This is a genomic window from Aromatoleum sp. (genome assembly GCF_032027225.1).
GTDB lineage: Bacteria > Pseudomonadota > Gammaproteobacteria > Burkholderiales > Rhodocyclaceae > Aromatoleum.
This window is the reverse complement of sequence record NZ_JAVSMM010000017.1, coordinates 56564-78392: the sequence shown is the minus strand read 5'-3', so window position 1 is coordinate 78392 and position 21829 is coordinate 56564. Positions and strand designations below refer to the sequence as shown.

Here is a 21829-nt window from a genome sequence, read left to right as displayed (position 1 = left end):
GCCGCGATGAACGCCCCGCTCGGCATTTCCGGACGCATCGCCGCGACGTTCCAGCGTCACGCGCTGACGCCGCTCCTCGCGCTGATTCTGCTGCTGATGGGCGTGTTCGCGACGCTCGTCACGCCGAAGGAAGAGGAGCCGCAGATCGACGTGACGATGGCGAACGTGCTCGTGCCGTTCCCCGGCGCGTCAGCGCGCGACGTCGAGGCGCTCGTCGCGCGGCCGGCGGAGCAGATCCTGTCGCGCATCGCGGGTGTCGAGCACGTCTACTCGGTTTCCCGTCCCGGCATGGCTGTCGTGACCGTCGAGTTCGAAGTCGGCGTGCCGAACCAGGAAGCGCTCGTGAAACTGTACGACACCGTCCATTCGCACCGGGACTGGCTGTCCCCGGAGCTCGGCGTCGGCGAGCCGGTCGTCAAGCCGAAGGGCATCGACGATGTGCCCATCGTCGCGCTGACGTTCTGGACCGCCGAGCCGGAGCGCGCCGGCTTCGAGATGCAGCAGGTGTCGCGGGCGGTCGAGCTGGAGCTGAAGCGCGTCCCGGGCACGCGCGACGTCGCGACGATCGGTGGCCCCGGCCACGTCGTGCGCGTGCTGATGGATACCGAGCGGATGAACGCCCACGCGGTCACCGCGCAGGACGTGCGCGCCGCGTTGCTGCTCGCGAACGCGTCGCGGCCGGTGGGAAGCCTCGTCGCCGACAATCGCGAAGTGCTCGTGCAGGCCGGTACCTGGCTCGAGTCGGCCGACGACGTGCGCGATCTGGTGGTCGGCGTCACCGACCGCAAGCCCGTGTTCCTGCGCGATGTCGCGCAAGTCGAGGACGGGCCGGACCACGCGACGCAGTACGTGTGGTTCGGCACCGGCGCCGCGGCCGGCCGCGCCGGTATCGGGGCGTCGGGCGTGTTTCCGGCCGTGACGCTCGCGGTATCGAAGCAGCCGGGGGCGAACGCCGCCGACGTCGCCGAAGACGTCATCGCGCGCGCGCATGCGCTGCACGGCGAGCTCATCCCCGACGGCGTCGAGTTCACCGTCACGCGCAACTACGGCAAGACTGCGAACGACAAGGCCAACACGCTGATCGGCAAGCTCGTGTTCGCGACCGCCGCGGTCGTGCTGCTCGTGTTCTTCGCGCTCGGGCGGCGCGAGGCGCTGATCGTCGGAGTCGCGGTTGCGCTGACGCTCGCCGCGACGCTGTTCGCGTCGTGGGCGTGGGGCTTCACGCTGAACCGCGTCAGCCTGTTCGCGCTGATCTTCTCGATCGGCATCCTCGTCGATGACGCGATCGTCGTCGTGGAGAACATCCATCGGCGCCACGTGCTCGAACCCGCCACGCCACTGTGGCGGCTGATCCCGGGCGCGGTCGACGAGGTCGGCGGGCCGACAATCCTCGCCACCTTCACGGTGATCGCGGCGCTCTTGCCGATGGCGTTCGTCACCGGCCTGATGGGGCCGTACATGAGCCCGATCCCGATCAACGCATCGATGGGCATGTTCATCTCGCTCGCGGTCGCGTTCGTCGTCACGCCGTGGCTTGCGCAGCGGCTGCTGAAGCCGGTCGATGCGCATCATCACGAAGGCGAGGATCGGCTCACCGCACGGCTCGACCGTCTTTTCCGCAAGGTGATGACGCCGATGCTCGACCCGGTGCGCGGCGGGCGGGCGCGCCTCGGGCTGTGGCTCGCCGTCGTCGCGCTGATCGTCGCGTCGCTCGCGCTGCCGGCGCTGGAGTTGGTCGTGCTGAAGATGCTGCCGTTCGACAACAAGAGCGAGTTCCAGGTCGTGCTCGACATGCCGGTCGGCACGCCGGTCGAGGAGACCGCGCGCGTGTTGCGCGAGATCGGCGAGCACCTCGGCGGCGTCGAGGAAGTCAGCGACTGGCAGGCCTATGCGGGCACGGCGAGCCCGATCAACTTCAACGGCCTCGTGCGCCAGTATTACCTCCGGAGTGCGCCGGAGCTCGGCGACGTGCAGGTGAACCTCGTCGATAAGGCGCAGCGCTCGCGTCGCAGCCATCAGATTGCGGTCGCGGTGCGCGACGAAGTCATGCGCATCGCGCGCGCGGCGGGCGGCAACGCGAAAGTCGTCGAAGTGCCGCCCGGTCCGCCGGTGCTGTCGCCGATCGTCGCCGAGGTGTACGGGCCGGACTATGCCGGCCAGGCCAGCGTCGCCGCCAGGGTGAGGGCCGCATTCGAAGGCACGGCGGACGTCGTCGGCGTCGACGACACGGTGGACGAAGCGGCGCCGAAGCTCGTGTTGCGCGTCGATCAGGCGAAGGCCGCACGGATGGGCGTCGCACAGGCGGACGCGGTGGAGGTCGTGCGCCTCGGGCTGTCCGGCGAAAACGTCACGCCGATCCACGGCGGCGACAACAAGTACGAGATGCCGGTGCGCGTCCAGCTGCCGCCTGAGCGCATGTCGACCGTCGATAACGTGCTCGCGCTGAAGGTGCGCGCGCGCGACGGGACGCTGGTGTCGATGTCCGAGCTCGTGCGCGTCGAGGAAATCGCGCGCGAACAGGCGATTTACCGCAAGGACCTGCTGCCGGTCGTCTACGTCACCGGCGACATGGGCGGCCGGCTCGATTCGCCGCTGTACGGCATGTTCGGCATCCGCTCGCAGATCGACGGGATGCCGCTCGGCGGCGCTCCGGGGCTGGGCGGAACGCTCGGGGAATGGTTCGTCCGCGCGCCGGCCGACCCCTACGCCGGCTACAGCGTCAAATGGGACGGCGAATGGCAGGTCACGTACGAAACCTTCCGCGACATGGGCGCGGCGTACGCGGTGGGCCTCGTGCTGATCTACCTGCTCGTCGTCGCGCACTTCCGCAGCTACCTCGTGCCGCTCGTGATCATGGCGCCGATCCCGCTGACGATCATCGGCGTGATGCCCGGCCACGCGCTGCTCGGTGCGCAATTCACCGCGACGTCGATGATCGGCATGATCGCGCTCGCCGGCATCATCGTGCGCAACTCGATCCTGCTCGTCGATTTCGTCAATCAGCAGGTGCGCGCCGGCACCGAACTGGGTGAAGCCGTGATCCGCGCCGCCGCGGTGCGCGCGAAGCCGATCGGGCTCACCGCGCTCGCCGCGATGATCGGCGCGCTGTTCATTCTCGACGACCCGATCTTCAACGGGCTGGCGATCAGCCTGATCTTCGGCATCTTCGTGTCGACGGCGCTGACGCTCGTCGTCATTCCGGTGCTGTACTTCGCCGCGATGAGGAATCGCGTCGCCCAACTCACGGGAGAAACGTCATGAACCTCACGGTCAACCAGTTCGTCCGCATCTTCGCCGGTGCTTTCGTGCTGATTTCGCTCGCGCTCGGCGTGGAGGGCTCGCCGCTGTTCGCGTCGAAGAACTTCCTGTGGTTCACCGCGTTTGTCGGTGCGAACCTGTTCCAGAGCGGCTTCACGCGCTTCTGCCCGCTCGAAATCGCGTTGCGCAAGTTCGGCGTCAAGGACGCCGTGGCCTGCCGCTGAACACGAGTTCGGCGGCAACGTCGGCGGGGCATGCGGAGGCGGGGCCTGCCCCCGAGTAATGTTCGCCGTGTGCTTCGGCAAACCCGACGTCCATCCGTACGGCTACGCGGGATGTTTTCCGGGCGGTCGGGCTAGAATCCGGGCGTTATCCCCACCCGGTGTCGCCCTCCGATGAATGACCGCGCATCTCCGCCCGAACGGCGTCTCGATCGTCGCGTTCCGCTCGGCTGCCCGGCCTCGATCCGGCTGCGTGGTGGCGAAATCATCGCCGCGGAATGCATCGATATCAGTGTCGGCGGCATGACCTTGCGCGCCGCCTACGTCCCCGCTGAAGCGGAAGTCCTCGAAGTCGCCGTCGCATCGCCGGGCGGCGCGTTGGCACGGCCGCCGCTTGTGACGCGGCTCGAAGTCCGGCGCTGCCATGCGCTCGGAAACGGCCTCTACGAGATCGGCGGCGCGACCCTAAGGGTCGTCGAATAGGCGGCCGATAGCCGGCGGCGCCCCGGGTGTGTCAGCCGCGCTTGCGCAGGACCATCGCGATCGCGAACGCTGCGACGAGCGAGAACATCACCAGCGACCAGTTCGCGATCGACAGCCCGAGGAAGGTCCAGTCGACCTGCGAGCAATCCCCCGCGCCGTGGAAGATCATCGGCAGCGCGTCCGCGAGCGGGAAGCTGCCGAGCATGAACTCCAGGTCGGGGCCGCACTCGGCGAATTCCGGCGGATAGAGCTGGATCCACGTCTGGCGCGCCGCGACGCCGGCGCCGGTGAGTGCGAGCAGCAGGATCATCCCCGCATAGATGCGGGTCCCGTTTCTCCCCGGCGCGTGGAGGCCGCCGATCAGCGCAACAAGCGCGATGCCGACGAAGGCATAGCGCTGCATGATGCACATCGGGCACGGCTCGAGGCCGACCACATGCTGCAGGTAGAGGCCGAACGACAGAAGCCCGACGCAGACGGCGAAGAGGCCGAGAAACAGGGAGCGGGACGAGAGATTCGAGAGAGTCATCGGGGCGGGCGGGCGTGTAAGAGCGGCGATTGTAGGCCACGGACGCGCATTCGTCGTCGTGCCGTCAAAAAAGTTCAGCGTTGAACTGGCCCCCGCCCGAAAGCCGCGCCGAGCGGGGCAGTCGGGCCGGCGAAGACAAGCGCGATGGCATATCGACGGGAGCGCCGGGCGATGGGCCGGCGTCGCGAGTCGCGCAATTGATGCAAATCAGGCAACGGTGTTGTTCTTGTTCGCGGCTGTTTTCGCAACAGTCCGGGCGATAAAGTTCGCCTACCCAAACCGAACAACACGGAGATTCAGATGAAAGTCCTGCAGGTCAATTCCAGCGCCCGTGGCGAAGGCTCCAACTCCACTCGTGTCGCGAACAAGATCGTCGAACGCCTTCGTGCGGCGAATCCGGGCGCGTCAGTCGTCGCCCGCGACCTCGCGCGCAATCCGCATCCGGCGCTCGACGAAGCCGCGCTCGGCGCACTGTTCACGCCCGCGGAGCAGCGGACCGCCGAGCAGGCGGCGCGCGTTGCGCTCGACGATGCGCTGATCGCCGAAATCCAGGCCGCCGACGCCGTCGTCCTCGGAGTGCCGATGTACAACTTCGGCATCCCGGCGCAGCTCAAGAACTGGCTGGACGCGATCGCGCGCGCGAAAGTGACCTTCCAATACACGGCGAACGGCCCGGAAGGTCTGCTGAAGAACAAGACGGTGTACGTCGCGTTCGCGCGCGGCGGACGCTATCGCGACACGCCGGCCGACACCCAGGTGCCGTACCTGAAGACGATCCTCGGCTTCCTCGGCATGACCGACGTCCGCTTCGTCTTCGCCGAAGGCTTCGCGATGGGCGCGGATGCGGAACAACAGGCAATCGTCGAAGCCCAACGCGATATCGAAGCGGCTTTCGCCTGATCGCGCCGCGCGGGAACGACGGCCGGCCCGAACGGCGGGCTGGCCGGCATTCCCCCGTGCAGCGGCGACGACCGACGAAGCCTGACAGGAGACCCAGATGACCACCGAACGCACCGAACTGAAACCCGAGCGCGTGCAGCAGACGCGCACGGTTGAACGCGTCGTCACCGGGCAGGCGACTTCCGACGGCGCCGGCGTCAAGCTCACGCGTGTGCTGACGCAGCCGCTGCAACGGCGGCTCGACCCGTTCCTGATGCTCGACGCGTTCCGCAACGAGAATCCCGACGACTATCTCGCCGGCTTCCCGAACCACCCGCACCGCGGCTTCGAGACGATCACCTACATGATCGCCGGCCGCATGCGCCACCGCGACAGCGCCGGTAACGAAGGGCTGCTCGAGAATGGCGGCGTGCAATGGATGACGGCGGGCCGCGGCGTGGTCCATTCCGAGATGCCCGAGCAGGAAGGCGGCCTGATGGAAGGCTTCCAGCTGTGGCTGAACCTGCCGGCGAGCGACAAGATGCGCGAGCCGTGGTACCGCGATTTCGAGGCCGCGGCGATCCCGTCGCTTCGGACCGCGGACGGCGTCGACGTACGCGTCATCGCGGGCGCGAGCCACGGCGTTGCCGGTGCGGTGACGCGCGACGCGACCGCGCCGCTATATCTCGACGTCCATCTGCCGGCCAGTGTCCGCTTCAGCCAGTCGCTGCCGTCGACGCACAACGCCTTCCTGTTTGTCTATCGCGGCGACGTGAGTATCGCGGGCAAGACGCTCGGCGAGCGGCAGATGGCGATCCTCGCGAACGACGCTGCTGCGGACGGCGTCGTCGTCGAAGCGGGCGCGCAACCCGCACGCTTGCTGCTGATCGCCGGACGCCCGCTCGACGAACCGATCGCCCAGTACGGCCCGTTCGTGATGAACACGCAGCAGGAGATCCAAGAAGCGCTTGCCGACTACCGCGACGGCCGCTTCGGCGCGCAGTGAAAGCCGTGCGGTGCGGCGTGAGCGAAGCGAAGGCCGGCGGGTAAGCACGCGGGTGCTGCCGAGGTCCTACATCGCTCCGCTCGGTCGGATGTACATTTTCGGGGTGCTCCGAGCGGCTGATCCGATGTGGTCGACGTTCTACCCCTCCAGCGCGAGCCGCACCAGCGCGGCGACCTGGTCAGTGATCGGCTGCGGGATCACGACCTCGCCGGCGAGCATCGCGCGGATCAGCGCGGCGTTTTTCGCGACCGCCGGCGCTTCGGGCAGGCCTTCGAGCGGCGGCGCGCCGCCGGCTTCGGCTTGCCATGCGAACTCGGCCACGCCTTCGCGGAACGCTTCCATCGCCGGCCGTCGGCGCGGGTTCGCATACGCCTCGCCTTCGGTGCCGCGCATCAGCATCGCTCGCGCGCGGTCCGCGATAAGGAACTCGTGCATCCGTTCGAGATATTCGGGATGCGTGACCGCGACGACGCGCACGCTGCGTCCCGGGCACGGGTCGATCAGCTTCGCCATCGTATGGCCGCTCGCGCGCACGCCGAGGCGCAGCCGCAGACCGAGCAGCCGGTCCATGCCGGGCAGGAGTTGCGCGAGCGTCACGCACGCGATTTCGCCGCGCGCCAGCGCCTTCGCTGCGTCCTCGACTTCCGCGGCCGGCTGGATCCCGAGCGCGTCGAGCAGTTCGAACGGGCTCACGCGCGACTCGAAGTCGTGCCGCCCCTGGATCAGCACCGGCACGCCTTCGCGCGCGACGAGCTGCGCGACGAGCGGCATCAGGTTCGCCTGCCGGCGCGCACCGTTATAGGTCGGCAGCACGACGCAGCGTGGCCCGGGCGGCACCGCGATCCGTGGGCAGCGGGCGTCGATCGCGCGCTGAAAGCCCAGCAGCTCGTCGAGCGTCTCGCTCTTGATCCGCAACGCGATCAGGATCGCGCCGAGCTCAAGCTCGGGCACGCGGCCGTCGAGAATGTCGCCGAACAGCGCTTCGGCTTGCGCAACGTCGAGGGAGCGCGCGCCCTTGGCGCCGCGTCCGATTTCCTTGATGATCGGGGCGTAAGTCATGCGGCGATTATCCGCTGCGATGCGTCTTCCAGCCAGCGAGGAGAACACAAGAATGGATGTCGGATTCATCGGACTCGGCCTGATGGGCCGCCCCATGGCGTTGAACCTGATCCGCGCCGGGCACCGCGTGCATGTCTGGAGCCGGCGGCGCGAATCGATGCTGCCGCTGCTCGAAGCCGGAGCCAGCGAGGCCGCAAGCGCCGCTGACGTCGCATCGCGCGTCGAAGTCGTGATCACCATGGTCGCCGACGCGCCGGACGTCGAGCACGTTGCGCTCGGACCGCAGGGCGTCGCCGAGGGCGCGCGTCGCGGGCTCGTGTTCATCGACATGAGCACGATCGCGCCAGGAGCGGCGCAGGCGATCGCCGCGCGACTGAAGGGGCGCGGCATCGAGATGCTCGACGCGCCCGTGTCGGGTGGCGAGATCGGCGCGATCAACGCCAGCCTGACGATCATGGTCGGCGGCGATGCGGTCGCGTTCGAGCGTGTCAAGCCGCTGTTCGAAGCGATGGGCAAGACGGTGTCGCTGATCGGCGCGAGCGGCGCGGGGCAGGTCGCGAAGGCGTGCAACCAGATCCTCACCGGCGTCGGCGTCGCTGCGGTCGCCGAGGCGATGAATTTCGCGCAGAAGAGCGGCGTCGACGCGGCGAAGGTGCGCGAAGCGCTGCTCGGCGGTTTCGCGTATTCGCGCGTGCTCGAAAACCACGGCCAGCGCATGCTCGACCGCAACTTCAAGCCCGGCTTCAAGGCGTGGATGCACCAGAAGGACATGCGCATCGTCATGGAAGAGGCGTACCGACTGGGGGTGGCGCTGCCGTCGGCCGCCGTGACCGCGCAGATGTTCAACGCGATGGTGGGCAGCGGGCTCGGCGAGGACGACTCGGTGGCGATGCTGAAGCTGCTCGAGCGCATGAGCGGCGGCTCGCCGGGTTGAGGGGCGGCACAGGGATTGCAGCATGACGAGCGCGGCTCGCGACGGGGGCGAGGCGATCGCGCCGTCCGTCCTGGTGCGAAATCGCCTCGTCGTAGTACATCTCGTACGCGCGTAAGGCTGCGAACCGGCCACGAAGTCGCGGCCGGTTGGAGTTTGTCGAAGGTCGCGCCGACGCGGCGATGAGATCGCGCGCATGGCCGATATCGGATTCCCGGTCGATCGGGGAAGATCGCCGGACGACAAGGAGGTTCGCGAATGGAAGTGGGCTTTATCGGGCTCGGCGTCATGGGGAGGCCGATGGCCGGGCGCTTGCAGCGCGCCGGGCACCGGTTGCACCTGTGGGCGCGGCGACCCGAAAGTCTCGCGCCGTTCGGCGGCAGCGGCGCGGTCGTGCATGACAGCCTCGCGGCGCTCGCCGCCGCGACCGACGTCGCGTTCTCGATCGTCACCGCGAGCGCGGACGTCGAGCGGCTCGTCCTCGGCGACGACGGCCTGATCCACGGCGCACGGCCGGGCTGGGTGCACGTCGACATGAGCACGATCGCGCCCGCATCGGCGCGCCGGGTCGCCGCGGCGCTCCATGGGCGCCGCGCAGCGATGCTCGACGCGCCAGTATCGGGCGGCGCGCAGGGAGCGCAGGACGCGACGCTCGCGATCATGGTCGGCGGCAGCGCGGAGGTCCTCGAGCGCGTGCGTCCGCTGCTCGCCTGCCTGGGCCGGACGATCGTGCATATCGGCGGCAACGGTGCGGGGCAGGTCGCGAAGGCGTGCAACCAGATGATCATGGTCGCGGCGGTCGAAGCGTGCGCCGAGGCGATGCATCTCGCGAATGCGCATGGCGTCGACCTCGCCGCGGTGCGCGCCGCGCTGAGCGGCGGCTCGGCGGCGTCGCGCGTGCTCGACGTGATGGGCGAGCGCATGGTGCGGCGGGATTTCGGCGCCGGCATCGAGTCGCGCCTGCATCACAAGGACTTCGGCATCCTGATGGACGAGGCGGCGAAGCTCGGCGCGCCGCTGCCGGTCGCAGCGCAGGTATGGCAGCAGCTCAACGCGCTGATGGCGCTCGGCGGCGCGCGGGACGATACCTCGAGTCTGCTACGGGTGCTCGAACGTGCTTCCGGGTGCGGTTCCGATTCCTGACGTCGGCCTTCCCCTGCGGCTCGGGCCGACTTGCGCCAAAACGGTCCGTCGGCACACCCGAACCGTCCAACCCGTCAGTCGGACTTGAGACGAAGCGATATCCGACAACTACGGGTGCCGGAAGCTCTGCGTCGGCCTTCGCCCTCGGCTAACGCCGCGCTACGCGGAGTTGGCCCAAGGGGGGCAACCCAACCGCCGATCCAGGCTGAAGGCGCTCGGCGAAGGTTGCGCCGCTCGCCTTCGGCACCTTATTCCGGCAACTGCTCCGCGGGCTTGCCGTACCAGCGGAAACGCTCGACGACTTCGCGCATTTCGTCGTCCGACAGCAGCACCGGCTTACCGAGCTGGCGCACGCGCCAGTACTGCTCGCACAGCGTCTCGAATTCGATCGCGAGCGCGAGCGCGTTCGCGAGGTTGCGGCCGAAGACGAGCATGCCGTGGTTCGCCATCAGGCACGCGCTGCGGTCCGCGATCGCGGTTGCGATGTGATCCGACAGCGCCTGCGTGCCGAAGGTCGCGTACTTCGCGCAGCGCACATTGTTGCCGCCGAAGCGCGCGATCATGTAGTGGAACGGCGGAATTTCCAGCCGCTGGCACGCGAGCGCGGTCGCGAAAGGTGCGTGCGCATGAATGATCGCGCCCGCTTCCGGGCGGTGAGCGTAGAGGTCGTTGTGCAGCCGCCACTCGCTCGACGGCGCGAGGCGGCCGTCGGGTCTTCCGCTCGGGTCGACGACAACCATGTCGTCGGGCGTGCAGGCGTCGGGTGCGAGTCCGCTCGGCGTGATCAGCATCCCGCCCGGCGTCCGCACGCTTGCGTTGCCGGAGGCGCCGGTGTTGAGCCGCGCCGCGGACATCGCGAGCGTCGTCGCGACGAGCTCGGCGCGCAGTTCCGAGTCGTCGAATTCGATTCCGCGGACCGGGTTCATTCGGCCTTCTCCGGATAAAGCTCGCGCAGCCGGCCGGGCGCCGTGACTCCGCGCTCGGTGATGATGCTGGTGATCAGTTGCGCCGGCGTCACATCGAACGCGGGATTCGCCGCACCCGTCGCGTCGGGCGCGAGGCGCACGCTGACGAGGGCTCCCTTGTCCGTGATGCCCGCAACGCTGCGCACTTCAGCCGGACCTCGGTCTTCGATCGGGATCGCGCCCCCCTCGGCGCACGCGAAATCGACGGTCGAATACGGCGCTGCGACGTGGAATGGCACGCCGTGCTCGCGCGCCGCGAGCGCTTTCAGATACGTGCCGACCTTGTTCGCGGAGTCGCCGTTCGCGGCCACGCGGTCGGCGCCGGTGATCACGAGGTCGACTTCGCCGCGCGCGAGCAGGATTCCCGCCGCGTTGTCGGCGATCAGGCTGTGCGGCACGCCGGCCTCGCGCAGCTCCCATGCGGTCAGCAGCCCCTGGTTACGCGGCCGGGTTTCGCTGACCCACACATGAACCGCAATGCCTTTCGCGTGCGCGCGATAGACGGGCGCGAGCGCCGTCCCGGCGCCGCAGGTCGCGAGCCAGCCGGCGTTGCAATGGGTCATCACCCGCACGGGGCCGTTGCGCCGCGTGGCGACTTCCTCGATCAGCGCGACGCCGTGCTCGCCGATCGCTGAGCAGGTGTCGGCGTCGGCGGTGCGAATCGCCTCGGCTTCGGCCCAGGCGGCGTCGCCGCGGGCGGATTCGGGCAGCGGTCGCAGCTTCGCATCCATGCGGGCGAGCGCCCAGTGCAGGTTGACCGCCGTCGGGCGCGTCGCGGCGAGCGTCTGCAACGCGTGATCGAGCTGCGCGTCGCTGCGGTCGGCGAGGAGCGCGATCGCGACGCCGAACGCCGCGGTGGCGCCGATCAGCGGCGCGCCGCGAACCTGCATCGAGCGGATCGCGGTGGCGACGTCGGCGAGCGTCGCGAGGGTGCGTTGCTCGCTGTGGTAGGGCAGCAGCGTCTGGTCGAGGATGACGACGGCGTTGCCGTCGCGGACGAGGGTGGGAATGGGCTGAGTGAACATGGCGCGCATTTTAGTCCTTTGTCCCGGCGGCGGCGTGGTTCGAAAGCCGGCGCGGTTGGCGCGCATCGGCGCAATTGGCCTTCGATCCCGGCTCTGCCAGAATTCCCCGCATCCCGATCCTGCCACCACCGCCATGCCCAGCTTCCCCGCTCGCATCGACTCCCGCCTGCCGAACGTCGGGACCACGATCTTCACCGTGATGTCCCGGCTCGCTCAGGAATGCGGCGCAATCAACCTGTCGCAGGGCTTCCCCGATTTCAACGCCGAGGACGCGCTGTTCGAGCGGGTCGCGCACTGGATGCGCGCGGGGTGGAACCAGTACGCGCCGATGGGCGGCGTTGCGCCGCTGCGCGAAGCGATCGCATGCAAGGTCGTGGGCCTGTACGGCACGACCTACGACCCTGACACCGAGATCACGGTGACGGCAGGCGCAACCCAGGCGCTGTTCACCGCGGTCGCCGCGCTGGTGCATCCGGGTGACGAGGTCATCGTCTTCGAGCCGGTGTACGACTCCTACGCGCCGGCGATCGAGCTGCAGGGCGGCTGCGTCGTCCGGCTGCGGCTTGCTGCCCCCGACTATCGGCCCGACTGGGACGCGGTCGCCGCCGCGATCACGCCGCGCACGCGGATGATCATGATCAACAGCCCGCACAATCCGACCGCGACGGTGTGGTCGGCCGACGACATGACGCGGCTCGCCGCGCTGACCCGCGGCACCGGCATCGTCGTCGTCTCGGATGAGGTCTACGAGCACATCGTCTTCGACGGCCGACAGCACGAGAGCTGCGCTCGCCACCCGGAGCTCGCCGCGCGCAGCGTCATCGTGTCGAGCTTCGGCAAGACCTATCACGTCACCGGCTGGAAAGTCGGGTATGTGGTCGCGCCGCGCGAGCTGATGGACGAGTTCCGCAAGGTGCATCAGTTCAACGTCTTTACGGTGAACACGCCGGTGCAGTTCGCGCTTGCCGACTACATGGCCGACGCGTCGCGCCATGAACGTCTCGCGGCGTTCTACGCGGCGAAGCGCGACTTCTTCCGCGCCCGGCTCGCGGGCTCGCGCTTCGAACTCCTCGACTCGCGCGGCACCTATTTCCAGCTCGCACGCTACGCGGCGATCTCCGGTGAACCGGACGTCGCCTTCGTCGAACGGCTCACGCGGGAAACGGGCGTCGCCGCGATCCCGGTATCGGCGTTCTTCGCCGACGCGCACGACGATCGCGTGATCCGCTTCTGCTTCGCGAAGAACGAGGACACGCTGGCCGCCGCGTGCGAGCGGCTGTGCCGGGTGTGAAGGCTCGCCGGCGCGTGAACGAGGCCGCGGCGAAGGCGCCGTTGCCGATGCGCTCAATCGCGCGGTCCGCGACGATCGCCGCCTTCACGATGTGCTGATCGATGCGAAAGACGGGCTCGCCGGCGCCTTCTATACCCGTCACGATTTCCTCGCTTTTTCGGATACGCCTCCGACGCTGTTCTTGCCGTTGGCGGCGATGCGCGGCTGACGGGCGCTACGGGCAGCCGCGGGAAACGCGCGTGCTAAACTTCCGCCGCCCCGACTCCTCGCAGATCCTTCCCCCGTGCGCAGCCTACTGATCTTCATCCTCGTCCTGATCGCCATCTGGTGGGTGCGCCGCGCGCTGACGCGCTTCGATCGCAGCCGGCCCGGCGCGGACGGGAAAAAGCGGTCGCGGGCAGCCGAGGCGGAGCGGATGCTCGGCTGCGCGCATTGCGGTCTGCACGTTCCCGAGAGCGAAGGGCTGCGCGTCGGCGAGGATTTCTTCTGCTGCGAGGAACACCGGCGCCTCGGCCCCCGGCGCTGAAGGCCGGCGATGCGCGACGCGGCCTTGCCCGAGCTCGATCCGTCCCGCTGGGTGCCGCTGCGCTACCTGAACTTCTTCCGCCTCGTCGTCGCGGGTCTTTTTCTTGTCGCCGGGCGTGAGCTGAATCTCGGCGAAGCAGCGCCGAACGTCTTCGTCGGCACGGCGCTCGCTTACGGCGGCGCGGTGCTGGCACTCGGTTTTCCCGACGCGGCGCGCGCCTTCGGGCTCGGGCGCCTGATCACGATCCAGCTCGTCATCGACATCGTCGTGCTGACGGTGCTGATGTGGGCGAGCGGCGGTTACCGCAGCGGCATGCCGGTGCTGATGATGGTGATCCTGGCCGGTGCGGGTCTCGTCGCCGAAGGCCGGATGGTGCTGTTCTTCGCTTCGCTCGCGACCGTCGCGGTGCTGGCCGAGAACGCATGGCGCTATTTCAGCGGCGGCACGCCGGCCGATTTCCTGCAGGTCGGCTTCGTGTGCATCGGCTTTTTCGGCATCGCGATCACCGCCCGACTGCTCGCGCTGCGTGCGAAGGCGAACGAGTCGCTCGCGGTGCAGCGCGGCGAAGCGCTCGCGAAACAGCAGGCGGTCAATGAACGCATCATCCGCGACATGCAGGACGGCGTCCTCGTGCTCGGCAGCGACGGCCGAATCACGCACGCGAATCCGCGCGCGACGGAATTGCTGGGCTCGGCCGCGGTCGAGGGGCGGATGCTCACCGACATCGACCCGGCTTTCGCGGATTGCCGCACGCGCTGCGCTGGGGCGGAGGGCCGGCTGCAGCGCCTCGGCGCGTCGGGCAAGTTGTTGCGCTGCCGCGCGGTCGGCGCCGACGCGAACGGCACGGACGGCGACACCCTGATCTACCTCACCGATTTCGAAGAAGTCCAGATGCACGTCCAGCAGCTCAAGCTCGCGGCGCTCGGTCGCCTCACCGCGAGCATGGCGCACGAGATCCGTAACCCTCTAGCGGCGGTCACCCAGGCTGCCGAACTGCTGACGGAGGAAAAGCGCGGCGACGTGCAGCTGCGGCTCGTGCGCATCATCAACGACAACGCGCGGCGCATCGAGCGGATGATCCGCGACGTGCTCGCGCTCGGGCGCCGCGGGGAAACGCTGCCGGAGGCGCTCGTGCTGGCGCCGTTCGTCGCGAGCCTCGTCGAGGAGTTCGCGCTCGGCGGCGACAGCGAACGCGGCGTGTTTGGCATCGATATCGCCGCCGGCGCGACGCTCGCGATCGACCGCGCGCACCTGCACCAGATTCTCGGCAACCTGCTCGGCAACGCGCGTCGTTATGCTTCGGGGGGGGCGGAGTCGGTGCGGATCTTCTCGACTTCCGAAGCGAGCGGGCAGGCCGCGCTGCACGTCGTCGACGACGGCCCCGGCATCGCCGAGAGCGAGCGGGCGCGCGTCTTCGAACCCTTCTTCACGATGCACCCGAAGGGCACCGGGCTGGGCCTCTACATCGCGCGCGAACTCGCCGAAGCCAACGGCGCAACGCTCGAACTGCGCGACAATGCGCCCGGCGCCCATTTCGTGCTCACCGGACGGAGTCAGCCATGAACCAACCCGAACGGCGGCAGCGCCCGCGCGGGATCGACGTCCTCATCGTCGATGACGAGGAAGACATCCGCGAAGTGCTCGAACTGTCACTGATGCGCATGGGCCTCGCCGCCGACACGACCGGAACGCTCGCCGACGCGCGCCGCCTGCTCGGCGAAAAGGCGTACCGCCTGTGCCTGACCGACATGCGGCTGCCCGACGGTGACGGCCTCGAGCTCGTCGCCGACATCCAGGCGAACTTCCCCGGCCTGCCGGTCGCGGTGATCACCGCCTATGGCAGCATCGAAACCGCGATCCGCGCGCTGAAATCCGGCGCATTCGACTTCGTCACCAAACCGGTCGAACTCAAGGCGCTGCGCGAACTCGTCAACCACGCGCTGAGACTCGAACCGCCGGCGCGTGCAACGGGCGGCGAAGCGGGCCGCAACCTCGTCGGCGGCTCCGCGGCGCTCGCGCAGCTGCGTGCGCAGGTCGCGAAGCTCGCGCGCAACCAGGCGCCGGTCTACCTTCACGGCGAATCGGGCACCGGCAAGGAAGTCACCGCGCGGCTGATCCACGAAATGGGGCCGCGCGCGGCGGCGCCGTTCGTGCCGGTCAACTGCGGCGCGATCTCGCCGGAACTGATGGAAAGCGAGTTCTTCGGTCATCGCAAGGGCAGCTTCACCGGCGCGGTCGCCGACAAGGACGGCCTGTTCCAGGCGGCGCGCGGGGGTACGCTGTTCCTCGACGAAGTCGCCGACCTGCCGCTCGCGATGCAGGTCAAGCTCTTGCGCGCGATCCAGGAGCGGGCGGTGCGCCCGGTCGGCGCGCACGCCGAGGAATCGGTCGACGTGCGCATCCTGTCCGCGTCGCACCGCGACCTCGCGCAGCTCGTCGCCGAAGGCAAGTTCCGCCAGGACCTCTACTTTCGCATCAACGTCATCACGCTGCGCGTGCCGCCGCTGCGCGAACGGCCCGAGGACGTCCCGGACCTCGCCGCCCACATCCTCGCGCGGCTCGCCGAACGCGAAGGCACCGCGCCGCGCCGCCTCAGTCCCGGTGCGATGGCGGTACTGCAGCAGCATCCTTTCCCCGGCAATGTGCGGGAACTCGAAAACCTTCTCGAGCGCGCCTGCGCGCTGTGCGACGGCGACGAGATCGGCGTCGACGACGTCGACCTGCAACCGACCGAAGGCCTGCGCCCCGTCCCGACCGACCGCGGCGCCGACCGTCCGCAAGACGAGCCGGCGGGCGACGAAGAGGCCGAGCGCACGCGCGTGCTGCGCATGCTCGACGACACCCGCTGGAACCGCTCCGAAGCCGCGCGACGCCTGGGGATGACGCTGCGGCAGTTGCGCTACCGGTTGGAAAAGTGGGGGATGGAGTAGGGCTTACCAGACCGTCTCGGCGCCGAACAAGGCGAAAGCCTCCGCTACTTCTCCCGCACCACGCCGACGCCGGCCGCCCACGCCGCCTCACGCAGCGCTTCGTCCTGCGTTGCGATCGGCAGTTGCTTCCGCAGCGCGAGTTCGAGGTAGGCCGCGTCGTAGCTCGACAAGTCGTAACGCAGTGCCAGAGACAAAATCGCCGCCGGTCCCGGCGTCTCGCGGTCGATGTCGATCGGTAGCGATTCGATCTGGTCGACCGCCATTCGCGCGTCCTCGATCCCCAGGCGTTGGCGCTTGCATGCGGTCCGCAGGACGTTCGCGAATTCGAGTTGCAGCAGCGCGGGAGCAGTGCACCGGTCGGTGAACAGGCGCGCGCCGATCGCGTCGCTGTAAGCCGTCGCCTGATTGCCGATAAACCAGCCGCAGATCACCGAGTTGTCGATCACGAACGGCATCAGTCAAGTCCCGCGCGTGCGATTTCCTTCAGATTCCCCTCGAGCTCAACGTGCTCTCGCAACTTGCGCAGCGCTGCCAGTGCTGCGGCAACGCGGGTGCGCTGCGCGTCTGCGTCGGCTTCACCCGCGGACGCTGCAACCAACTTCGCGACGGGAACCCCGCGTCGGGTAATCGACACCTCGTCCCCGCGTTCAACCGCGGCAACCAACTCGGAAAAGCGGTTCTTGGCGTCGTATATCGGCACGCTATGCATGGCTAGCTCGGACTATATGGGTGGTTAGCTATATGTTAGTCGAGAGACCCGAGACATGCCAGGCGAAGACCACGTTTTGCGGCGTGCGAAGCCGGCACGGGCCGATCACGCTCCTACGACTCGGGCAGCAGCCAGTTCTTGGTGAAAACGGGTGAAAACGGTGAAAACGGGGACAGGCCACGTTTTTCGGCGCCCGCCTGCTCCTCACCGGGTCCGGCCAGCATCACCCGTCGTTCGCTCCACGGCTTTCCGCGGTCGTCCCGGCCGCCCTCTGCCTACCCGCCGTCCGAGTGTCTGTTCGATTTCGGCGAGGAAGCGCGGGTGCGCCAGTGCGAAATTTCCGTTGGTCGCGACGCGGATCTCATCTACGAGGCCTGGCTCCAACGCGTGACGGAACAATTCCCGATAGGCCTCATGGCGCGCAAATTCATTATTCCCCAATGCGTCGTAGAGAGCGTGAGGGATGAGGAGCGCCCGGTCCTCGCCCTGCGCATTCGCGCGATAGCTCGACCAGCGATACTCGCCCGGATGATCGACCATGCCGGCGCGGACCGGATTGAGTTCGATGTAGCGGTGACACACGAGCAGGTAGGTCTCGTCCTGAACCGGACAGGAACGGAAACGGCCCTCCCAGAGCGTGCCGCTGCGTTGATGGCTGCGATTGACGTACTGCACGTAACGCTGTCCCAAGGCCTTCATCATCTTGCTCGCGCTGTCCGCCCGTTCAGGAGTCAGCAGCAGGTGGACATGATTCGTCATCAAGCAATAAGCGTGAACAGCGCAGCCGTGTGCAGTGGCCTGCTCGCCGAGTTGCTCGAGGAAGAAGCGGTAGTCGTGATCGCCGAAGAAGCAGGCCGACCGGTTGTTGCCGCGCTGGATGAGGTGCAGCGGAACACCGGGAATGAGAATGCGGGCGCGCCGTGGCATAGGGGAGGTGAAATGAATGGAGAGATCCGAACCATACCACTGGCCGCTGAGTGGATGCCAATTGCATTTCTTGGCTGTCGGTGCGCTTGGAAAAAAGGTGGTCTGTTCCCGTTTTTCTTTCTTTGGGTCAGGAGAAAACGTGGTCTGTCCCCCTTTTTTGCGTCAGATCGTCTCCTCGGTTACGTCAAGGGCGGGTGCGTGGGCTCGATCCGTTTATCGAGCGGCTCCTTCCCCGTCTCGCCGTAGCTCATCCTATCGAGCCGTTGTTCGCCGCAGCGCCATCCGCAACGGCGCTCCCGACCAAATTGCTGAAGGATGCGTTGCCCGGCGGCATCTAATGTAGCTGCCTCTGGCCCCCGACGTTTCAGTTCTCGCTGGGGTATGCGAGGGCTGCGAGACCGTCGTGTTGATCCGACGGATCGTAGATCACGAGGGTCTGATAGTTCCGGTAGTTGCCGGTCTTCGATTCGTCGGAAAGCCAGACAATCCAGTCGTCGGCTTCGTTGTCGTTCAGGCGCGCGGCGGCGACGATCTTCAGCGTCAGGCTCCAGTCTTCCGTATCGATCCGGGCGGTCGTTGCGTCGGACGAGGCGCGCTCGGGATACAAGGCCGCCAGCGTGTGGGACTTGTCGTCGCTCAACATGTTTTGAGACGAAGGGAAGGTGCGGAGGTCCAGTTTCGAGACCAACGCCTTGCCCGCAACGGTCCGCGCCGATTCTCCGCTCGGCCGGGGAAACGAACCGGCCAGGAGCTTCAGCGCGTCGCAGACCAGATATTCGCTCTTGACCAGCTGGTTATCGACGGCTTCCTCGATCCTGAACTTCGACATCTTTTCGAAATAGGACGGGCAATCCGTCGCTGTTCCATTCCCTTCGAACGACAGCGGACTGCGCTGTTTGCCGAATGACTGATCGACACGGGCGTACGCGTCGGCGAGGTCCGTGTCGAAGATCGCCGGACCGGAGGTCGAGGTCGGATCGGAGCATGCGACGAGGAGGAACGAGCAGAGTGCGGCGGATAGATGCGAGCCCGTCACCGGATCTGCTCCAGCAGAGCCGCTTCCTTCATCCGGCGAGTCGGATAGGCATCGCCGAACGACCTGAGGACCCTGATCGCTTCGGGCCAGTCCCGGTTCGTGGCGGCTTTCCAGAATCGCGGTGTCCTTAGATCGAGGCCAACTCCGTATTGGAAGGCAACGGAAGCGATCACCGTTTGGGCCTGCGGCGGAAGGTCGGCGAAGCGCCGCGTGTTTCCGGGCGCGGTGTCGTATTTGAACTTCACTCGGACAATGTGAGCGGATTTTACGCACTCGTCTATTGCTTGTGCCTCGCTCGGCGTGACATGCAGCGGCGCCTTCGCCAGCAACGCTTGGGCCTGCGGCCCTCGTGCGCCGAGATAGGGCCGCAGCTTGGCAATGATCGCGGGGTCGAGCTTTAGTGCATGAAGATCGCCCTCGTTGCGCTGGCCGAGGTCGAACCCGGTCGCGATCGTCACGCCACTCCTGCTGACCCCGGCGGCCGGAACATAACCGATTGTCCGGCTACCGCCCTCGAGCGCGGTGAGGAACCTGTAGTCGATGTTCTCTGGCACGGTTTGTCTCCTCATTTGTCGGCCGCCTAAAACGCAGTCGGCTACGGCTTAAGCGAGTTCCGAAAGAGCGTAAAAATATGACAAACAAGAACATTGAGCAACTCCCAACCGGGCGGGAGGCGGGTGCGAGGCGTCAGGAGGGGGGCGGAGCGTCACTACAGGGAAACAAGGAATCGTCCCCTTATCAGAAACCACCAGAAAAGGCGGGCCGACGCTGGACCCCCGGTTTTCCCTGCTGTGAGTTTTCTATTTCCACAATTATCGTGTGGATTCAATAAGTTCCGCCGTTTGATGTCCATCAAGTATCCGGAAAATTCCCGTCTCTAGACTTTGTGTCGCCTCAACAGCAGGTATGTCACAAACAAGAAAATGGGTATTTCGATGAACAAGATGATTTCAGCAGCCGCGCTTGCATCATTCGGCGCGGCGAGTGTCGGCATGGCGCAGGCGGCCGACGTGACTTTCGCTGTCGGCCGCACCGGCGATTCGACCACGGTCTATCGGATCGGGACTCAGGTGGACTTCGGCAGCCGTTGGCTGCAGAGCAGCACCGGCCATCTCGGCGGTTACTGGGATGGCGCCTACACGTACTGGGAAGGCGACGAAACCGCCGCCAACCACAGCCTGTCCTTCAGCCCGGTATTCGTCTACGAGTTCAGCGGCCAGCGGTTCCGACCGTACATCGAGGCGGGCATCGGCGTCGCGGCGTTCAGCAGCACCGAAGTGGAAGACAACGACCTCGGCTCGTCCTTCCAGTTCGAGGACCGCCTCGGCATCGGCGTCCGCTTCGCCGATCAGGAATTAGGCCTGCGGGTGATCCACTATTCCAATGCCGGACTCAAGCAGCCGAATGGTGGGGTCGAGACGTATACGCTCCATTACAGGATCCGTTTCTGAAACGGGTTAAGAGAGAAAAGCCGGGGGCGCGACTGCCGATTCGTTCTTCTGTCTAAGGTTTCAGCAGGGAGAGCGCGACGTTAGCAGAAAAAGAAAAAGACCGCCGGAGCGGTCTTCTTCGATGGTGCCTGGGTCAGACGAAAACGTGGTCTGTCCCCGTTTTTCCCGCACTGTTTTTTTTTACTTGCACGAACCCGGAAGATATTTCGTGGGAATCGGATCGGTCGCACCCGGTTCGCACTTCCAAGCGACGATTTGCTTACCCTGATCCTTGTCAGCTGCGGAAAGGTCAAGCGCGGTTGTCGACGCCGCGTCCATGAACGGAGCCAGCGTAAGGGTTTTCCCATCGATTGTGCTGTCATTAAACCCTTGCGTCTTAACCGTTACTGCACCGGTAGCACCATCTGTGGTCACAGACAGAACATATTTCGACGGACCGCTTCCCGCCGTTCCCGCAGTGTTTGCTTCGCAACCCCACTCGTTGTCCGCGGGCACGGTTGAGGCGCTCATCGTTTGCACGGCCTCACTAATGGAGGTCCGGCACTGCGACGCCGCTAAGACGACCTCCGACATTTTGGCTTTTACCGTGTAATCCTGATACGCCGGCAGCGCAACCGCCGCCAGAATCCCGATAATCGCCACGACGATCATCAGCTCGATCAGCGTAAAGCCTTGTTGAACCTTTTTCATGATGAACCCCTTTAGTTGAACCACGGATAACCCGCTTGGCTGGAACTACGCAACAGCCGTGCCAGGCTGCTGATTCCTTGCCGCCGAAGGCATTCGTCATCGCCTGCACGGTGAAATGCGTCAACACCTGACGGGCTCAGTGCGGGGCGATGTCAGAAAATGACAAAAGCGATTTCGCGTCGGCGTCAAAAAAAATCCGGAACATTTCCCGTCCCCGTTCGTTTCACCCCTGACCGCGCCGATCGTCGGGGCGGAAGCGAAGGAGAGAAGGCAAATGAACGGGAAATTCGTGAAGACCCTCATCGTTGCGGCGGCGCTTACGGCAGGGGCGGGGTTTGTCGGGGCGGCGGCGCCGGCGCATGACCACGGCGCGGCGCCGGTGGCGATGAAGCTCGATCACGGGCGCAAGTGGAGCACCGACGCGCCGCTGCGGCAGGGGATGTCGAAGATTCGCGCGAGCATCGACGATAATGCCGAGGCGATACACCGCGGGAAGTTCGGCGCGGCCGATTACGCGGCGATGGCTGGCACGGTGGAGGCGCAGGTCGCGTATATCGTCGAAAATTGCAAGCTCGAGCCGGCGGCGGACGAGGTGTTGCACGGGGTGATCGCGGAGCTGGGCGAGGGCGTCGAGGTGCTGAACGGCAAGCGTGCGGGCGTCGCGCGGGACGAAGGCGTGAACCGCATCGTCGTCGCGCTCGACCGCTACGGCGAGTATTTCGATCATCCCGGCTGGAAGCCGGTGCACTGACAGCGACGGGAGGCCGGAC

At 66.9% G+C, this 21829-nt stretch carries 23 protein-coding genes; 13 read left to right on the top strand and 10 right to left on the bottom strand.

Annotated features, from left to right (window positions below; translation table 11 throughout):
* Nucleotides 1-6: 6 nt before the first annotated feature.
* The 3 genes from ROZ37_RS17015 to ROZ37_RS17005 all read left to right on the top strand — a co-directional run bounded on the left by ROZ37_RS17015 (nucleotide 7) and on the right by ROZ37_RS17005 (nucleotide 3962).
* Nucleotides 7-3261 (top strand): efflux RND transporter permease subunit, encoded by a 3255-nt coding sequence (locus ROZ37_RS17015; protein ID WP_312661108.1) that lies wholly within the window; start codon nucleotides 7-9, stop codon nucleotides 3259-3261.
* Nucleotides 3258-3482 (top strand): DUF2892 domain-containing protein, encoded by a 225-nt coding sequence (locus tag ROZ37_RS17010; protein WP_312661107.1) that lies wholly within the window; start codon nucleotides 3258-3260, stop codon nucleotides 3480-3482. The genes ROZ37_RS17015 and ROZ37_RS17010 overlap by 4 nt, the downstream gene beginning before the upstream one ends.
* A gap of 171 nt (nucleotides 3483-3653) precedes the next feature.
* Nucleotides 3654-3962, top strand: coding sequence for a PilZ domain-containing protein (locus ROZ37_RS17005; RefSeq protein WP_312661105.1), 309 nt, complete (start codon nucleotides 3654-3656; stop codon nucleotides 3960-3962).
* 31 nt (nucleotides 3963-3993) lie between these two features.
* Here the strand turns inward: ROZ37_RS17005 and ROZ37_RS17000 are convergent, their stop codons facing one another.
* Nucleotides 3994-4491 carry a disulfide bond formation protein B gene (locus tag ROZ37_RS17000; protein ID WP_312661104.1) on the bottom strand — a complete coding sequence of 166 codons (498 nt, stop codon included), beginning with the start codon at nucleotides 4489-4491 and terminating at the stop codon, nucleotides 3994-3996.
* Nucleotides 4492-4791: 300 nt separating this feature from the next.
* Here ROZ37_RS17000 and ROZ37_RS16995 point away from each other — a divergent pair, with 300 nt between their 5' ends.
* Together ROZ37_RS16995 and ROZ37_RS16990 are read left to right on the top strand one after the other, a co-directional pair.
* Entirely contained in the window at nucleotides 4792-5391 is a 600-nt protein-coding gene (locus ROZ37_RS16995) for an NAD(P)H-dependent oxidoreductase (protein WP_312661102.1), read from the top strand.
* Nucleotides 5392-5488: 97 nt separating this feature from the next.
* The gene (locus ROZ37_RS16990) at nucleotides 5489-6376 is read left to right on the top strand and encodes a pirin family protein (RefSeq protein WP_312661101.1); all 888 of its coding nucleotides are present in this window, start codon (nucleotides 5489-5491) and stop codon (nucleotides 6374-6376) included.
* Between the two features lie 138 nt (nucleotides 6377-6514).
* Here the strand turns inward: ROZ37_RS16990 and ybiB are convergent, their stop codons facing one another.
* Entirely contained in the window at nucleotides 6515-7435 is a 921-nt protein-coding gene (gene ybiB, locus ROZ37_RS16985; protein ID WP_312661099.1) for a DNA-binding protein YbiB, read from the bottom strand.
* Between the two features lie 52 nt (nucleotides 7436-7487).
* On the opposite strand from ybiB, the gene ROZ37_RS16980 reads away from it, so the two are divergent.
* Entirely contained in the window at nucleotides 7488-8369 is an 882-nt protein-coding gene (locus ROZ37_RS16980; RefSeq protein ID WP_312661097.1) for a 2-hydroxy-3-oxopropionate reductase, read from the top strand.
* A gap of 255 nt (nucleotides 8370-8624) precedes the next feature.
* On the top strand, nucleotides 8625-9509 hold the full coding sequence (locus ROZ37_RS16975) for an NAD(P)-dependent oxidoreductase (protein ID WP_312661096.1): 885 nt from the start codon (nucleotides 8625-8627) through the stop codon (nucleotides 9507-9509).
* Between the two features lie 248 nt (nucleotides 9510-9757).
* Here the strand turns inward: ROZ37_RS16975 and ROZ37_RS16970 are convergent, their stop codons facing one another.
* Nucleotides 9758-10435: a class II aldolase/adducin family protein gene (locus tag ROZ37_RS16970; RefSeq protein ID WP_312661095.1), complete on the bottom strand. Its 678-nt coding sequence runs from the start codon at nucleotides 10433-10435 to the stop codon at nucleotides 9758-9760.
* Nucleotides 10432-11499, bottom strand: a complete 1068-nt coding sequence (gene mtnA / locus ROZ37_RS16965; protein WP_312661093.1) for an S-methyl-5-thioribose-1-phosphate isomerase — start codon at nucleotides 11497-11499, stop codon at nucleotides 10432-10434. Before mtnA ends, ROZ37_RS16970 begins: the two co-directional genes overlap by 4 nt.
* Nucleotides 11500-11632: 133 nt before the next feature.
* On the opposite strand from mtnA, the gene ROZ37_RS16960 reads away from it, so the two are divergent.
* The 4 genes from ROZ37_RS16960 (at nucleotide 11633) to ROZ37_RS16945 (ending at nucleotide 16246) form a co-directional block, all read left to right on the top strand.
* On the top strand, nucleotides 11633-12790 hold the full coding sequence (locus tag ROZ37_RS16960; RefSeq protein ID WP_312661092.1) for a pyridoxal phosphate-dependent aminotransferase: 1158 nt from the start codon (nucleotides 11633-11635) through the stop codon (nucleotides 12788-12790).
* Nucleotides 12791-13073: 283 nt separating this feature from the next.
* Entirely contained in the window at nucleotides 13074-13316 is a 243-nt protein-coding gene (locus tag ROZ37_RS16955; RefSeq protein ID WP_312661091.1) for a PP0621 family protein, read from the top strand.
* A 9-nt stretch (nucleotides 13317-13325) separates the two neighbouring features.
* Entirely contained in the window at nucleotides 13326-14879 is a 1554-nt protein-coding gene (locus ROZ37_RS16950; protein WP_312661088.1) for a PAS domain-containing sensor histidine kinase, read from the top strand.
* On the top strand, nucleotides 14876-16246 hold the full coding sequence (locus tag ROZ37_RS16945; protein WP_312661087.1) for a sigma-54 dependent transcriptional regulator: 1371 nt from the start codon (nucleotides 14876-14878) through the stop codon (nucleotides 16244-16246). Before ROZ37_RS16950 ends, ROZ37_RS16945 begins: the two co-directional genes overlap by 4 nt.
* 44 nt (nucleotides 16247-16290) lie before the next feature.
* Here the strand turns inward: ROZ37_RS16945 and ROZ37_RS16940 are convergent, their stop codons facing one another.
* The 5 genes from ROZ37_RS16940 to ROZ37_RS16920 all read right to left on the bottom strand — a co-directional run bounded on the left by ROZ37_RS16940 (nucleotide 16291) and on the right by ROZ37_RS16920 (nucleotide 19472).
* The gene (locus ROZ37_RS16940) at nucleotides 16291-16701 is read right to left on the bottom strand and encodes a type II toxin-antitoxin system VapC family toxin (RefSeq protein WP_312661085.1); all 411 of its coding nucleotides are present in this window, start codon (nucleotides 16699-16701) and stop codon (nucleotides 16291-16293) included.
* Nucleotides 16701-16955 (bottom strand): type II toxin-antitoxin system prevent-host-death family antitoxin, encoded by a 255-nt coding sequence (locus ROZ37_RS16935; protein WP_312661084.1) that lies wholly within the window; start codon nucleotides 16953-16955, stop codon nucleotides 16701-16703. The genes ROZ37_RS16940 and ROZ37_RS16935 overlap by 1 nt, the downstream gene beginning before the upstream one ends.
* Nucleotides 16956-17159: 204 nt before the next feature.
* Nucleotides 17160-17882 carry a transposase gene (locus ROZ37_RS16930; RefSeq protein WP_312661081.1) on the bottom strand — a complete coding sequence of 241 codons (723 nt, stop codon included), beginning with the start codon at nucleotides 17880-17882 and terminating at the stop codon, nucleotides 17160-17162.
* Between the two features lie 364 nt (nucleotides 17883-18246).
* Complete coding sequence (locus tag ROZ37_RS16925; protein ID WP_312661079.1) at nucleotides 18247-18918, bottom strand: hypothetical protein; 672 nt, start codon at nucleotides 18916-18918, stop codon at nucleotides 18247-18249.
* Nucleotides 18915-19472: a pesticin C-terminus-like muramidase gene (locus tag ROZ37_RS16920; protein WP_312661077.1), complete on the bottom strand. Its 558-nt coding sequence runs from the start codon at nucleotides 19470-19472 to the stop codon at nucleotides 18915-18917. The genes ROZ37_RS16925 and ROZ37_RS16920 overlap by 4 nt, the downstream gene beginning before the upstream one ends.
* 381 nt (nucleotides 19473-19853) lie before the next feature.
* Here ROZ37_RS16920 and ROZ37_RS16915 point away from each other — a divergent pair, with 381 nt between their 5' ends.
* Complete coding sequence (locus tag ROZ37_RS16915) at nucleotides 19854-20369, top strand: acyloxyacyl hydrolase (RefSeq protein WP_312661075.1); 516 nt, start codon at nucleotides 19854-19856, stop codon at nucleotides 20367-20369.
* Nucleotides 20370-20549: 180 nt separating this feature from the next.
* On the opposite strand, the gene ROZ37_RS16910 is transcribed toward ROZ37_RS16915, so the two are convergent.
* Nucleotides 20550-21059, bottom strand: a complete 510-nt coding sequence (locus tag ROZ37_RS16910) for a pilin (RefSeq protein ID WP_312661074.1) — start codon at nucleotides 21057-21059, stop codon at nucleotides 20550-20552.
* Between the two features lie 274 nt (nucleotides 21060-21333).
* On the opposite strand from ROZ37_RS16910, the gene ROZ37_RS16905 reads away from it, so the two are divergent.
* Nucleotides 21334-21810 (top strand): hypothetical protein, encoded by a 477-nt coding sequence (locus tag ROZ37_RS16905; protein WP_312661072.1) that lies wholly within the window; start codon nucleotides 21334-21336, stop codon nucleotides 21808-21810.
* Nucleotides 21811-21829 lie beyond the last annotated feature (19 nt).